This is a genomic window from Proteiniclasticum ruminis DSM 24773 (assembly GCF_000701905.1).
GTDB lineage: Bacteria > Bacillota > Clostridia > Clostridiales > Clostridiaceae > Proteiniclasticum > Proteiniclasticum ruminis.
On record NZ_JNKC01000022.1, the window covers coordinates 1 to 14,044 of the forward strand.

Here is a 14,044-nt window from a genome sequence, read left to right on the forward strand (position 1 = left end):
AATGGTGTTTATCAAACGAATATATTCGACTGTTGCTGTTTTTAGATACTCTCGTTGCTCTGATGTTGGAAGCATCTTGGCTTTTACAGTTATTTGCACAGTTTCACCCCCTCGTTTTTTGTTCTTCGACATACCGCCTTATGGTTTCGCTCGATACGTTTCCTGCGGTATCTAGGGCAGAATACAAAATGATAATTGATTAGCGATACAGTTATTTGAGTTCTTCTATATGTTTAGCTCATAAACACATTGTATCGGTATGAGATTCAAACTGCAATATGTTTTGCCACGCAAGCGCCATTCATCCCACGGCTGAAGCCAGGCAAGCTCAGTATGGGCTTTCTGGCGCAATTCCTGTAAGGTTTCAATCGATATTGATCTCGGAAAGAGTGGTTATCGGAACTTCTTGGAAGCCAAGTGATTCATAAAGCCTTAAAGCGTCGCGATTTTCTAAGGTGACATACAAAAACAAAGAGTGATAACCAAGCTCATAGAGTCTCTGACAAGCTAGCCCAATCAGCTGTGTCGCATAGCCAAGCCTCTGTCTGGACTTTCGTGTGAAGGTGTAGGTGATCGTAGGTTCTCCTCGATACAGACAGGTAAGGAGTCCTGCATAGACCATTTCATGCTCCCGGTATATAAACGAGGCTTCTGTCATAAAAGGTCCATAGAATCCTTCATAAACGCGTTGTACTTCTTCGATGGTTTGTTCCAGGTTTTCTCCTTCGTAATCAATGGTGCCTTTGTAAGCATCCAAAGCGCAGGAAGCAATCTCCTCAAGATACTGTCGCTCTGCGGATATAACCTCATGCGGGAAATCAAAATCTGTCTTTGAAAGTCGTAGACTCATACGAATTCGTTTTGGCATGAATGACACCTCCTAAAATCATTTTACACCAAAACAGACGAATGAACAGACTTATCAGACAATTCAGCGTCGTATTTCAACTAAAATATGTGAGATTTTTTCCGTAAAGTCAAAGGCTCTAACAATTGCTGTAAGAACCAGCAAAAACTGGCCATTGTGCGGCTAATCGGCGAATAGACAATCTCCATAGGGTTTCCTCTCGTTGAACAGATGAAAACCTAGTCATAAGCATTGAACCGTTAAGGGTTAAAAATAGGCTGATAGAATCATAAGCTGGCAAAAGTCCATCTCGGACGCATCTTTGTCAGCTTTCATCAGCATGCTTATTTTTAAGCAGCATGGTATGGAATGACCAAAATGCGTCCACTAAAATGACGCCACTCATTTAAGCGGGGAGTAGTTCACTAGAATGCAGAAATTATGTTAAGATATTTCTAATAGAACCTGGCTAGTAAAAAAACATCTTTATTTCAAAGATGAATTTGGAAGCAGGAGAGTTCTGTAACTATGGAAGGAGTTGTATTTTATGAAAATACTTCACGTAGCGGATTTACATATTGGCCGCTATTTCAATGGAGTATCTCTTCTTGAGGACCAGCGAGAAATGCTTCAGGATATTCTAAGGATTATTAAGGAGCAAAACCCTGATGTTGTTCTCATTGCCGGGGATCTGTACGACAGGTCGATCCCCCGGGAAGATGCGGTGAAGCTGAATGATTATTTTCTTACAGAACTCGTCAGGCTTGGGAAGAAAAACCTGGTGATTACTGGGAATCATGACTCCCATGAGCGGGTTGGCTTCTTAAGCAGCCTGCTGGAAGATAAGGGACTTATTGTAGAAAATACGGTTAGAAGACCTTTACGATGTATTACACTGAAAGATGAGTTTGGTCCAGTAGAGTTTTATCTTTTTCCATACCGTGACACCTCCATTCTGAAAAGTATATATGAACTGGAAAGCTTTAAGGATGACTCCATGGTCTATGAGAGAATCTTCAAAGAAAGCAGAAAGGTGAACTCAAACAGAAAGGTCCTTGTCTATCATGGATTTGTGGCCGGAAGTGCGAAAGAAGAAATGGAAGAGTCTGACTCCGAACGGCTGCTGTCTGTAGGTGGACATGACTATATTAAATCCAGTGTTTTTGAGGGGTTTCACTATGTTGCACTTGGACATCTGCACAAAGCGCAATGGGTTGAGAAAGGAAGGATCCGTTATTCGGGTTCTCCGATGAAATATTCTTTTTCTGAAGAAAATCACAACAAAAGTGTGAGTCTGATTACGCTTTCTGCAGAAGGTACCGTAGAGGTATCTGAGATCCCGATCTACACCAAAAGAGATGTTGTGACTCTGGAAGGACACTTCACAGAATTTATGAACCTCCAGTATGAGGGGAATCCTGAAGATTACATCAGAGTATTTCTGAAAGATCAGGAAGAGATTCTTGATCCAATGATGCGTCTTCGAACTAAATATCCCAATATACTGGAGCTGAGAAAAAAGAGAGACGAAGAGAATCTTTTTAATGAGCAGGCTGAATTTTCTATGATTCAGCAAAATGATGTGACAGCGTTGTTCCGGGATTTCTATAAGCTGAAGAATGAGCGGGAGATGGATGAGAGCGCAGCAGTACTCTTTAAGGAGATCCTTATTTCGATGGAAAGAGGTGAGAAGGAATGAAGCCATTGGAACTGAAAATGAAGAATTTCCTTGGTTTTAAAGAGGAGACCACGGTGAATTTCAAGCTCCTTTATGAGGACAAGATTTTTCTTATCACTGGTCCGACAGGGGCCGGGAAAACTTCCATATTTGATGCGGTCTGTTTTGCATTATATGGAGAAGGCAGTGGAGAAGAAAGAACCAAAGCCAAGTGCTTCAGAAGCCAGCTTGCTGATGAGAAGGATGAAATGGAAGTATCACTTCTTTTTGAGGTGCGAGGAAGACAATATTTCGTGAAGAGAATAGAGAATGCCAGAGGTCTTAATAAGGCCTATTTCACGAAGATAGATGATGATGTGGAAGCCTTGGTGAAAATCAAAGAAGTCAATCAGGAGATTGAGAACATCATCGGACTAAATCTGGATCAATTCAAGAAAATTGTGATGATCCCTCAGGGAGAATTTCGGGAGTTTCTTACAGCCGGAACCAAAGACAAGTCAGAAATACTTAAAAAGCTCTTTGCCACTGAGCAGTATGAAAAGATCCAGCTTCTTATCAAAGAGCGGTTTGATGAGAAAAGAAGCGTTGAAAAAGACCTGGTGACGAGGTTTTCTGAGATTTTACGAGAGGCTCAAGTTGAAAACAGAGATATCGAGCTGGGCAAAGATGTCTTGAATGAGGCGTTGGAAAAAGAACAGACTGAACTGAATACTCTGAAAATCCAGAAGAGCAGTAAAGATCAGGAAGTGAAGCAGACAGAACAGGAGCTTCTCTTAGGCCAAAAAGAGAACGAGGATCTTCAGCATTACCAGGCTGCAAAGAAGCAGTACGAGGAGCTTCGCTCCAGAAAGAGAATTTATGATAAAAAAGAGCAGGAGCTGAGGCTGCTTCGGAAAATATCAGGTATCACCCACATTGAAATTCAAATGGAGGATCTGGGTAAAGAGATTCAGGAGAAGGAAACAGAAAATCAGAAGCTTCTTCTGGAACTGAAAAAAGTTGGAGAACTACTTACTCGTCAGGAGAGAAATCTCATAGATGCCAGCAGAAATGCAGAAGAAGTAGACAGCTTGAAAGAAAGCCGTACCAGACTTCTAGATCTTGTGGATAAATCCAGAAGGCTGAAAGAGGTTTCTCAGAAAATTACCATCTTTGATACTGAGCTGAAAAAGCTTAAGGAGCAGATGGATTACTACAGTAAAAAAGAACAACAGCTGAGACAGGTTCTGGAAGAGGAAGAGCAAGTTAGAAAAGGATTATCTGAATCAAATCTGGAAGCTGAAAAATTGAAGAGCAGCCAAAAAGAACAACAGAATTATCTGAAGGAACTGGGGAACCTTTTTAAGAAGATGGAGAAGCTGGAACTGCTTCAAAATAACCTCATTCAGACCGAAAGGGAGATGCTTTTGGCTGAAAGAGAGCTGCAGCAGAAAGAATCAAAACTTGCGGAGGAAAGCAGAAAGAAAAGTGGCCATTATGCACTGATTCTCCGGCAGGAGTTACAAAAGGATGTACCTTGTCCAGTCTGCGGTTCCTTGGACCATCCTCTTGGCATCAAGGAAACACAGGGGTTTGATGAAGACAGGTTCTTAAAAGCAGAAGAAGAGAAAAAAATGGTGGAGAGAAGACTTTCGGAACTCCAAGCCAGCATCAAGAATCAAAATGCAAATATTAGAGACGTTCATGAAGAAGTGGATGAACTGCGTCAAGAAGTGAAGATTGAAGCGGAGAATGCTGTATCGACCTTTAAAATCGGACAGGAAGAGAAGCAGAAATTTATGCTGGGAGAGAAAAGACTGGCAGAATGCCTGAATAAAGTAAAGGGTTTTTCTTCAAAGGACATCCTTCTGAAGGACCTCATAAAGTCTCTTCAGAAGGATCTTCAGGAAAAAGAGAAGGTCACAGAGCTTTATGAAAAAACCAGAAGTGCTCTGCTGGAGCTTTCCGGTGAGCAAAGGGGCCTCTTGGAAAGTGGTGTACCTAAGGAACCCATGGGACTCACAAGCAAGGCAGAAGAGATTGAAAAGAGAGTTCAGATGCTTCTTGATATTGTCCTAAAAGCAAAGGATTCGTATGATAAATCAAGACAGTATGAAGAGAATCTCAAAGGCAAGGAGAGCACGCTTCGGGAAACTCTTGAACAGAATAGAGTCAAATATGTAGAGCTGAAACAGCACCTTCTGGAGAGGCTTCAGCAAGAGGAGCTCTCCGTTGAAGTCTATTCTGCTTATCGGGAGCAGGTATCTCAGATGGACATCATGGAACTGGAGATTCAGGAATTCTTTCAGGCTTACAATAAATCCAAAGGAGTATTTGATGCGTTGAAGGATCGGGGTGAAACTCTTCAGTTCAAGAGCCTTGAACCAATACAGCAGAGTCTTCAGAACCTTCTGATGGAACAGAAGGCTCTTCAGGAGCAGGTGGAGGCGAAGTCCATTCTACTTCATGGATTGACCAGAGCCCATGAACGTCTGGGAAGACTGTATGATGACTATCTGGAGAACAAAAAGGTGCTGGCGCTTTATCAGGATCTTTATGATACGGCATATTTAGGAATGAATTTTGAGACCTTTGTTCAAAGCTACTATTTCGAAGGGATTCTGCTTCGAGCAAATGCACGTCTTAGAAAGATGTCCGAAGGAAGATACCAGCTGAAAAGACGAAATGAGACAGAAAGCAGACGGGAGAAAATTGGCCTTGGTCTGAATGTGTTTGATGAATATACTGGAAGAGAAAGAGATGTGCAGTCCCTTTCTGGCGGAGAAAGTTTCAAGGCATCCTTATCTCTAGCACTTGGACTTTCGGATTTCATCGAAAGTCATAAAGGATCTGTGAACCTAGAGACCATCTTTATTGATGAAGGCTTTGGATCGTTGGACCAAGACTCTCTGGAAAATGCGTTAAGCTGTCTGATGGAACTGAATGTAAGCGGAAGAATTGTTGGGATCATCTCCCATGTTACAGAACTGAAAGACAGGATTCCTGGCAAGATTGAGGTGAAAACCACACCAGGAAATGGAAGTGCAATTAAAATAACTGGAGGCACCAAATGGAATTAGTATGTTATGCAAAATGCGGAACTTGTATGAAAGCTAAAAAATTTCTCATGGCAAATAATCTGGACTACGAGTATCGGGAGATTATTATAAAGCCACTGAGCATCGAAGAACTTCACGAGATATACAGAAAGAGCGGTCTCCCTATAAAAAAGCTGCTCAATACCAGTGGACTTGTCTACCGGGAGCTGGAGATGAAGGAAAAAGTAAAAACCTATTCTGATGAAGAAATCCTAAAGCTTCTTTCACAGCATCCGATGCTCGTAAAGAGGCCGGTACTACGCTATGAAGAGGTCGTACTTATCGGGTTTGATGAGAAGGAGTGGGTTGAAAAGCTACTGAAGTAGTGGTGCTTCTCTTGAACTAGACAGAATCTGGCTCAAAGGAAAATGAGCAGAGTTTTTGATTTCATTTTCCGGAAAACCAAGTTTTTACGTATAAGTGATAAAGTGGTGAAATTTCCCAAGGGGAATTCTTGCCTCATTTTGTTAAAGTGTATTTGAAGCAGTAAAATCTGTGTAGAGTACACTTTTCTACTTGTGGAGATAAAGTGTTACAATGGAGTTAATTATAAAAAAATCAGGAGTACTGGGAGGAATTGAAATGTGGGTCTATTTTTTGCTTGGCACCATCATCATCGTCATGGGGCTTCTTGTTCATAAGGGCAAGGCTTATTTCTTGATATCAGGGTACAATACATACTCAAAAGAGAAAAAGAAGAATGTAAATATTGAAGCGATTGCCCAATATATTGGTTTTTACAGTTATCTCAATGGTTTCATTGCATATATCGGTGGTATCCTCACGGCATTGGATGTGAAAAATCTGATGCTTCCTGTCATTGGTTTTTTTGTCATTTCTACGGTGGTGCTGATTGTGAAACTGCAGAAATATGATGGAAATATGTTCGATGAAGAGGGGAAACTGAAGAAGGATGGCAAGAAACAGCTGTTGGTTGCAGGAATCATTACAGGTCTTAGTCTGATTTTTGTAGCGTTTGTGATGTTTTTTTCCACAAGACCCACCACTGTGGTTCAATTTGAAGATTCCTTTGAAATCAAGGGCATGTATGGAGAAGAGGTTCAGTATGAAGATATAGTGACAGTGGAGCTGCTGGAGCATTTGCCTGCGATCACGATGAGAACCAATGGTTCTGCGGTAGGTCCAAAACTGAGGGGGCATTTCAATACAAGAGAGTATGGCGCTGTCAAGCTGTTTCTGGACAAGTCCAAACCACCCTATATCTATATTGAAACCTCTAAAAGAAGATTTGTGATGAATCTTCAAGACAAGAGTAAAACATCAGATTTTTATGAGTTTCTAAAGAGTAAAATAGAGTAAGAGGCGGGATGAAGATGAAAAATGTTGATGTGCTTGAAAAGTTATCCAATGCGTTCGGTCCGGGAGGATTTGAGGAGGATGTGATAGAAGCTGTTCGTGAAGAACTCTCCCATTTCCAGGTTGATGTTGATGCGATGAACAACGTATATATCAGAAGATCAGCTCATGACGGAAACAAACCGGTGCTGATGCTGGATGCCCATCTGGATGAAGTAGGATTTATGGTTCAATTTGTAGATTCAAAAGGACTCATTTCCATTGTCCCGTTAGGAGGATGGGTACCTAATAATTTGCCTGCCCACAGTATGATTATCAAGAACAGTCGCGGAGAATACATCAAGGGAATTGTCGTGTCCAAACCGCCTCATTTTATGTCTGCGAAGGAAAAAGCCTCATCAGAACTGACTCTTGAGGGGCTGCGTATTGATGTGGGGTGCACCAGCCGTGAAGAAGTGACAGAGCTTTTCGGGATTTCCACAGGGGATCCTGTGGTGCCTGATGTACAGTTCCATCGAGAGGAAAAAACAGGGATTCTACTGGGGAAAGCTTTTGATAACCGGATTGGATGCTATGCGGTTCTTGAAACTCTGCGCAGATTGGAAGGACTGGATCTGCCGGTGGACGTGGTAGGTGCTTTGGCATCTCAGGAAGAGATAGGGACCCGGGGAGCCCAAGTCACATCTCAAATAGTGAAACCGGATTTGGCCTTTGTTTTTGAAGGATCCCCTGCAGATGATATGTATTATGACACTTTTGAAGCACAGGGAGTTCTGAAAAAGGGTGTACAGATCAGGCATTTGGACCAGAGCTATATCAGTCATCGGGGGTTCATCAACCTCGCTATGAAGAAGGCAGAAGAGAAAGACATTCCATTCCAGAGCGCAGTTAGAAGAGGGGGAGGAACCAATGCAGGAAAGATTCATCTCTCAGAAAAGGCTGTTCCAGTTCTGGTGCTGGGTATACCTTCAAGATATGTGCACACTCATTATGCCTATGCGGCAGAGGAAGACATAGATGCAGCAGTAAACTTAGCGGTGGAAGTCATCAAGTCATTACAACCGGAGAAGGTAAGAGAGCTTCATAAATCTGACTTTCTAAAGAGAGAAAAGTCATGATGGCATTCAGCCTTGGAATAACAGGTCTCCTTATGGGCACGATGCTGTTTTTTGGATGGATTTTCATCAAGCATCCACCAAAAGACATTAACTTTATATATGGGTATCGAACGCCAAGATCAACAAAAAATCAAGAAGTCTGGATGTTTGCTCATAAGACAGCAGGTCAGATATGGTTGAAATCTGGTGCAGCAGGCGCAGCAGTTTCAATTCTACTGATTGTACTTTTTGACCGCTATGGGTCCCTTGAACGTTTTTCGCTATATCTTGTTTATATACAGCTGATGCTTCTTTTACTCGTGATTCCACTGACAGAGTGGAAAATAAGCAGAAATTTCAATAGGGATGGATCTAGAAAAGAAGGAAGTTAATTAAAAAAGCTGGCCAATGGCCAGCTTTTTATCATACATTCAGTTTCATATCTCCAGGTTTGATGTATCCTTTTTTTCTCATAATCTCAGATATAAGTAAGGTCAGTAGAGCAGGCAGGATGATATGCATAAGCAGAATCAAAAATAGTGTTCTAGGGGTTGAACCCATGACACTTACCGCATCAAACTGACCAACGAGGCCTGAAGTTCCCATTCCTGCACCTAATTTGGAGCCTTCCATCTTGAACACAGCACTGGCGATAGGGCCTAATATGGCAGAAGCCAATGTGGGTGGAATCCAGATTCTTGGGTTTTTGATGATATTGGGAATCTGAAGCATGGATGTTCCTAGTCCTTGGGAAAGAAGTCCGCCGAATCCGTTTTCCCGGAAAGAAGCTACTGCGAATCCTACCATTTGCGTTGCGCATCCGACAGTTGATGCCCCTGCAGCGATGCCTGATAGGCCGAGTGAAACGGAGAGCGCAGCAGAGCTGATGGGGAGAGTAAGTACGACTCCCATGACTGTGGAGACGATGATGCCCATGGGGACAGGCTGAAGTTCCGTGGCTTTATTGATGAAGTCACCTACAAGGGTCATAAAGGCGGTAATGAAAGGAGCGATATAAGCGCCCGTAAGACCACCGACGACAATTGCCGCCAGAGGCAGGATGACGATATCAACTTTTGTTTTGCCTTTTAGAAGCTTTGTGAGTTCAGCTGCCACGAGTGAAGCAACCAGGGCTCCAACAGGTTCACCGATCCGTGCCACGGTTTGGCCATCCACCAGGGTGAAGGTGCCTGCGCCTATGGCGCCTACGGCAACTGAGGCAAATATGCCAAGAGGCGGAGCGCCTACGCTAAAGGCTACGGCTGCACCGATGGCGGGTCCCATAAGAACCTGAGCGGCACTTCCAAAAGTCACCAGTATATCCAAACCAGTTAATGTACCGATCTGTTTGATGATCAGTCCGATGAGCAAGGATGCGAAGAGTCCCTGGGCCATGCCGTTCAACACTTTTATGGCATAGGCTGAGAGTTTGCTTTTTTCTTTTCCTTTTTGTTTCAAATTAAACACCTCAAAATTATTCTTGTCTCAGAATTCTTGGTGCCTCCGGATCCACATACAAGGTTTTGTTTGTTGCGTATATGACCATCCCTGGTTTTGCGCCAGATGGTTTTTTGATGTTTTTCACCAGGGTGTAATCTACGGGAACCTTGGTGGATTTGGAGGCTTTGCTGTAATAAGCTGCTAGATTTGCTGCCTCCAACAATGTTTCTTCATTAAAATGATCACTCCGTATGATGACATGGGAACCAGGAATATTTTTGGTGTGTAACCATGTATCATGCCGATTTGCGAATTTTATGGTGAGGTAGTCATTTTGTGCGTTGTTTTTACCCACAAAGATGTCAATCCCTTCACTGGATTTGAAGTGAAGAGGTTTGGACTGCTTTTCTTTCTTGGATGTGCTCTTTTTAAATCTGAGATATCCTGCAGCCATCAATTCTTTTCGGATGTCCTGAATCTCGTCTTCTGTCTCCAGATTTTCCAGAGATAAAAGAATAGACATCAGGTAATCCTCTTCCTCCAGAGCCAGTATCTTCTGACCCTTTGCCATAACTTCCGCTCGTTTCTTCTTGTTGTATTTGTTGTAATACTGCTCAATGTTCTGGCTGATGGTTTTCGAAGCATTCAGTTTGATGCTGATCTTCTCTCCGGTATAGTAATTATCCAGAACAGCTTCATTCATCCCATCTTTCAATGCGTATACATTGGCTGAAAGAATCTCGCCTCTAATTTTGAAGTCCTCTTTATCCAGGGAATCTTCCATGGATTTATCGAGCACTTCTATTTTTTTTCGGACTCGGGCCAGATTATTCACAAGGATTTTCTGAAGATCGGATGTTTTTGACCGCATCCGGTCTTTAGTGTCTTTCTCTTGGACGAAGGTTTCCAATGCCAGGGATGGAGAGCTGTATTCCAGATATGTTTCCTTAAAGGGATAGCTGGTTACATCTTCAAAACCTTTTTCCGATTTCAGGATATAGAACCGGTCACTAGAGAGGATCCTCTCTAAGATTTCCATAATAAAAGTGAGAGGCTCATCTTCCTGATAGAGCTTATAAAGATCATGGGAGGTCTTCTTGGACACTCCTGCAAATACAGTGCTGAAGAAGTTTTCGCCAAATGATATAAGGGATAACTTCTCCTGAAGTTCCTCTATTGTATAGTTTGAGGGATTCAGTTTTCCAGAGGAAGGCGGCGCCACATATTTTTTTCCGGGCAAAAGAGTTCGATAGGAGTTTTTCATTGAAGAAACATGCTTAATGCAGTCCACAATGGTTCCTTCCTGGTCTCTTATAAGGAGAATATTGGAGTGTTTTCCCATCATTTCAATGGACAACGTGAAGGCCTGGTCTTCGCCAAACTCATCATAACCTAGAAAATGAAGGTTAATCAGTCTGTCACCATCCACTTGTTCCACTTTTGTGAGCTTTGAGCCCACGAGATGTTTTCTCAGAACCATGAGAAAAAGCGGGGCTTGCATCGGATTTTCCCTTTGAATATCTGTAAAGTGTATTCTTGCATAAGAGCTGTTGGAAGTTAGAAGGAGTTTTTTTGTGCCTTCTTTCCCCCGCATCTGAAGAATAACTGTGTCCTGTTCAGGCTGAGATATTTTATTTACTTTCGCATCCTGAAGAGCAACTTGCAGTTCCTTTACAATTGCTGAGAAATATAAACCGTCTAAAGCCATAGTACCATTCTCACGGAAGTGAGCTTCCGTGTTTCCTCCTTTTGCCTTACCTAAGGCAGAGTGTTTGCGATCAACCTATATTATAGCTTATTTTCAGGCAGACACCAAACATGAATAATTTCTGTATCGGTGCTTATAATATAGTCCTGTGAGAAGAAGTATGGCTACTTGGAGGTGGTTTAATGAATCTGGAGGAGATTCTAGATCGAAGCAAAGACGGACAGATCAGTGATATTCATTTTCTTCCTAAAAAGGATCATGTTCTATTGTGTTTCCGGGAGGAAGGTGGCATTGAAGAAATCCATAGATACACTGTTGAGATGTATACACTTCTTGTACAGAAAATCAAGGTTCTGGGTCGTCTTAATATCTCAGAAAAAAGACTCCCTCAGGATGGAGTTTTTGAATATCAAGATCAAAGCTTCCGTGTCAGCTTTTTAAAGTCTGTCTATGGTGAATCCCTGGTCATCCGTAAATTTGACAGAAGTTTCAGAAGCCTGTTTGCTACAGGTTTGCCGATTCCTCTTTGTGAGAGACTTCTGAAGCGCATAGAGAGCATCAGGGGGGTTCACCTGATTGCGGGGGAGACGGGTATGGGTAAAACCACTACTTTTTATGGACTTTTGAGGGAACTTACTAATCAAAAGTACAAGGTGCTGACCATCGAAGATCCTGTAGAGAATTATGTGGAGGATCTTGTTCAGTGCCAGATCAACGCACTTTCTGGGTTTACCTATGAACGGGCAGTTTTTGCTGCACTCAGGCAGGATCCGGACTATATTGCCATCGGTGAGATCAGAAATGAAGAGACGGCGAGGATGGCTCTTCGAGCAGCGCTCACAGGGCACCCGGTGATTTCCACCATTCATGCATTCAGTTATAAAAGCGCTTATGAGAAGCTGAAGGAGTTTGGGCTCCAGAAGGAGGAGCTCACCATGCTTCTATCCACCGTGTTTTATCAGAAACTCGTATTTGAGAAAGGAGGGAAAAAAGCCTATGGAAAACTGGAGACAAATCCTGAAGAAACCATACTTCAACAAGGAACTGTTCTTCTATGAAAAAAGTCATTATTTAAGAAATGGAATCAGTCTGACCGAGATTCTGAAATTGTCTGAAAATCCACAAGAAGCAGCACTCTCAGATCAGCTTCTCGTGGGATGGTCTCTTTCGGATGCCATGGCGACAATGAATCTGTTTAAAATCAGAGAAATTCATCTCATTAGATTGGCGGAAGAAACAGGAGACTTGGCAGGCGCCTTTGAACGGATATCACAATCCCTGAAAGAAGAACGGCTGTTTAGAGAAAAAATTATTGGAATTCTCATCTATCCGGCACTGCTTCTTGCTGCAACAGTTGTATTTTTCATTGGTGCACTCTATTATATTCTGCCGCCTCTAAAGGAAATGCTGAGTACACTGGAGGTTGATAATATGCTTCTTTCCAGCCTCTATAAGTTTCAATTAAGTATTCCTATGCCAGTGCTGAGTACTGCGCTGTTTATTCTTATTTATGCTTCGGTGAAAGTGCTTCAGAGAAAAAAAGTGTTCCGTTATCTTGTGTTTGGGAAAAAGTGGGTGGAACATGAAGAAATGACATTCATCAATGAGTTGTATCTGCTTCTTAAGGGAGGTGTAGATCTCATGGAAGCACTGCATCTTCTTGAAGAAGGCAGGAGTTCCTGCGTAAAGCTTAGAGAAGGTATCCAAGAGGGTAAGTCTCTTACTGAAAGTTTGCAGCAAGGAGAGTATTCGAAACTGCTGGTGAGATATGTTCAGATTTCAGAAGAAACCGGAAACTTGGAAGAATCGCTTCAGTCCTACCTACTAGTAAGAAAAACATTCTTTGAAGAATACTTGAGAAGAAGAACCGCTTTATTGGAACCGTTGTCCATATTTATTCTTGGAGCGCTGCTCTTTCTATTGTCTATGGCTGTAATGATGCCCATGATGGATGCGTATGAGAAGCTGTAGAGGCAGTACACTTTTTGAAATGCTCATTGCTTTGGGACTTTTTTCGTCTATTTTACTCATTGGAGGCGCCCAAGTACCGAAAGGCGTTTCTGGAAGCAGGGAAGAATCTGCAGTGATTTATATGGGAGCACTGAATGAAGAACTGAGAACTGCTGCAGAAACGATGAAATCCAGAAAGCTGGGGGCGAGAAAAGGGTATCTGCTTCATATTGACCATTTGCAGCGGATCGAGAAGAGAACCTATATGGCGCCTGGAATTGAAGTGTTTTTTTCTGGGTACTCTTATCCGGATGCCATCGCCAATACAAGCTTCACCTTCAAGTATTACGGTATTTCAGCAATCAGCGGAAAGGTGTCGTTTTATGAAGATGGTAAACAGCAGCAGTCTCTGATGATTCATCTTGGCACCATGACTCTAGATGTCAGAAATCCTTAGGAAATCAACAGTGCAAAAGAAAGACCAAAAATGAGCCAAATATATAGAAGAGCTCAAACAACTGTATCGCTAATCAAGTATCATTTTGTATTCTGCCCTAGATACCGCAGGAAACGTATTGAGCGAAACGATAAGGCGGTATGTCGAAGAACAAAAAACGAGGGGGTGAAACTGTGCAAATAACTGTAAAAGCCAAGTTGCTTCCAACATCAGAGCAACGAGAGCATCTAAAAACAGCAACAGTCGAGTATATTCGTTTGATAAACACCATTGTCTCTGAATGTATTGAAGCAGACGAGCGTATTAAGCATACAAGCGGCACGGTTTTGGCTACACTGCCCAGTGCATTGAAAAATCAAGCAATACAAGATGCAAAATCAGTCTACAAAAAGTTTAGAAAAACAAAGATTCGTAGTGTTCTGAAAAAGCCTGTTTGCATATGGAACAATCAAAATTGGACATTGAAAAATGGT

General features: G+C 42.3%; 12 protein-coding genes and 2 pseudogenes. 11 read left to right on the forward strand and 3 right to left on the reverse strand.

Annotated features, from left to right (window positions below):
• Window positions 1-364: 364 nt before the first annotated feature.
• Window positions 365-868, reverse strand: a complete 504-nt coding sequence (locus T487_RS0113130) for a GNAT family N-acetyltransferase (RefSeq protein ID WP_031577586.1) — start codon at window positions 866-868, stop codon at window positions 365-367.
• A gap of 526 nt (window positions 869-1,394) precedes the next feature.
• Between T487_RS0113130 and T487_RS0113135 the strand changes: the two genes are divergently transcribed.
• The 6 genes from T487_RS0113135 to T487_RS0113160 all read left to right on the forward strand — a co-directional run bounded on the left by T487_RS0113135 (window position 1,395) and on the right by T487_RS0113160 (window position 8,408).
• Complete coding sequence (locus tag T487_RS0113135; RefSeq protein WP_031577587.1) at window positions 1,395-2,546, forward strand: exonuclease SbcCD subunit D; 1,152 nt, start codon at window positions 1,395-1,397, stop codon at window positions 2,544-2,546.
• Window positions 2,543-5,584 (forward strand): AAA family ATPase, encoded by a 3,042-nt coding sequence (locus T487_RS0113140; protein ID WP_031577588.1) that lies wholly within the window; start codon window positions 2,543-2,545, stop codon window positions 5,582-5,584. Before T487_RS0113135 ends, T487_RS0113140 begins: the two co-directional genes overlap by 4 nt.
• Window positions 5,575-5,928 (forward strand): Spx/MgsR family RNA polymerase-binding regulatory protein, encoded by a 354-nt coding sequence (locus tag T487_RS0113145; protein ID WP_031577589.1) that lies wholly within the window; start codon window positions 5,575-5,577, stop codon window positions 5,926-5,928. Before T487_RS0113140 ends, T487_RS0113145 begins: the two co-directional genes overlap by 10 nt.
• A 256-nt stretch (window positions 5,929-6,184) precedes the next feature.
• The gene (locus T487_RS0113150; RefSeq protein WP_031577590.1) at window positions 6,185-6,922 is read left to right on the forward strand and encodes a DUF3784 domain-containing protein; all 738 of its coding nucleotides are present in this window, start codon (window positions 6,185-6,187) and stop codon (window positions 6,920-6,922) included.
• A 14-nt stretch (window positions 6,923-6,936) separates the two neighbouring features.
• A complete protein-coding gene (locus tag T487_RS0113155) occupies window positions 6,937-8,037 on the forward strand; it encodes a M42 family metallopeptidase (protein ID WP_031577591.1) in 1,101 nt (366 codons plus the stop codon).
• Window positions 8,034-8,408, forward strand: coding sequence for an SdpI family protein (locus tag T487_RS0113160; RefSeq protein ID WP_051651725.1), 375 nt, complete (start codon window positions 8,034-8,036; stop codon window positions 8,406-8,408). The genes T487_RS0113155 and T487_RS0113160 overlap by 4 nt, the downstream gene beginning before the upstream one ends.
• A 31-nt stretch (window positions 8,409-8,439) precedes the next feature.
• Here the strand turns inward: T487_RS0113160 and T487_RS0113165 are convergent, their stop codons facing one another.
• Both T487_RS0113165 and T487_RS0113170 read right to left on the reverse strand, forming a co-directional pair.
• Window positions 8,440-9,474 (reverse strand): PTS sugar transporter subunit IIC, encoded by a 1,035-nt coding sequence (locus T487_RS0113165; RefSeq protein ID WP_031577593.1) that lies wholly within the window; start codon window positions 9,472-9,474, stop codon window positions 8,440-8,442.
• 16 nt (window positions 9,475-9,490) lie between these two features.
• Complete coding sequence (locus T487_RS0113170; protein WP_031577594.1) at window positions 9,491-11,164, reverse strand: Rqc2 family fibronectin-binding protein; 1,674 nt, start codon at window positions 11,162-11,164, stop codon at window positions 9,491-9,493.
• A 182-nt stretch (window positions 11,165-11,346) separates the two neighbouring features.
• Between T487_RS0113170 and T487_RS0113175 the strand changes: the two genes are divergently transcribed.
• The 5 genes and pseudogenes from T487_RS0113175 to T487_RS0113190 all read left to right on the forward strand — a co-directional run.
• Window positions 11,347-12,222, forward strand: coding sequence for an ATPase, T2SS/T4P/T4SS family (locus T487_RS0113175; RefSeq protein WP_051651726.1), 876 nt, complete (start codon window positions 11,347-11,349; stop codon window positions 12,220-12,222).
• Window positions 12,161-13,135, forward strand: a complete 975-nt coding sequence (locus T487_RS0113180; RefSeq protein WP_031577596.1) for a type II secretion system F family protein — start codon at window positions 12,161-12,163, stop codon at window positions 13,133-13,135. Before T487_RS0113175 ends, T487_RS0113180 begins: the two co-directional genes overlap by 62 nt.
• Window positions 13,122-13,571, forward strand: a complete 450-nt coding sequence (locus tag T487_RS0113185; RefSeq protein ID WP_031577597.1) for a PulJ/GspJ family protein — start codon at window positions 13,122-13,124, stop codon at window positions 13,569-13,571. The genes T487_RS0113180 and T487_RS0113185 overlap by 14 nt, the downstream gene beginning before the upstream one ends.
• Window positions 13,572-13,601: 30 nt before the next feature.
• Window positions 13,602-13,685: pseudogene (locus T487_RS16305) on the forward strand (IS200/IS605 family transposase); the annotation flags it as partial.
• A 26-nt stretch (window positions 13,686-13,711) separates the two neighbouring features.
• Window positions 13,712-14,044: pseudogene (locus T487_RS0113190) on the forward strand (RNA-guided endonuclease TnpB family protein); the annotation flags it as partial.

What these genes read in the sequence shown, in the direction of transcription:
- T487_RS0113130 (WP_031577586.1), bottom strand. Translation starts at nt 868, where the DNA reads ATGCCAAAACGAATTCGTATGAGTCTACGACTTTCAAAGACAGATTTT.
- T487_RS0113135 (WP_031577587.1), top strand. Translation starts at nt 1,395, where the DNA reads ATGAAAATACTTCACGTAGCGGATTTACATATTGGCCGCTATTTCAAT.
- T487_RS0113140 (WP_031577588.1), top strand. Translation starts at nt 2,543, where the DNA reads ATGAAGCCATTGGAACTGAAAATGAAGAATTTCCTTGGTTTTAAAGAG.
- T487_RS0113145 (WP_031577589.1), top strand. Translation starts at nt 5,575, where the DNA reads ATGGAATTAGTATGTTATGCAAAATGCGGAACTTGTATGAAAGCTAAA.
- T487_RS0113150 (WP_031577590.1), top strand. Translation starts at nt 6,185, where the DNA reads ATGTGGGTCTATTTTTTGCTTGGCACCATCATCATCGTCATGGGGCTT.
- T487_RS0113155 (WP_031577591.1), top strand. Translation starts at nt 6,937, where the DNA reads ATGAAAAATGTTGATGTGCTTGAAAAGTTATCCAATGCGTTCGGTCCG.
- T487_RS0113160 (WP_051651725.1), top strand. Translation starts at nt 8,034, where the DNA reads ATGATGGCATTCAGCCTTGGAATAACAGGTCTCCTTATGGGCACGATG.
- T487_RS0113170 (WP_031577594.1), bottom strand. Translation starts at nt 11,164, where the DNA reads ATGGCTTTAGACGGTTTATATTTCTCAGCAATTGTAAAGGAACTGCAA.
- T487_RS0113175 (WP_051651726.1), top strand. Translation starts at nt 11,347, where the DNA reads ATGAATCTGGAGGAGATTCTAGATCGAAGCAAAGACGGACAGATCAGT.
- T487_RS0113180 (WP_031577596.1), top strand. Translation starts at nt 12,161, where the DNA reads ATGGAAAACTGGAGACAAATCCTGAAGAAACCATACTTCAACAAGGAA.
- T487_RS0113185 (WP_031577597.1), top strand. Translation starts at nt 13,122, where the DNA reads ATGAGAAGCTGTAGAGGCAGTACACTTTTTGAAATGCTCATTGCTTTG.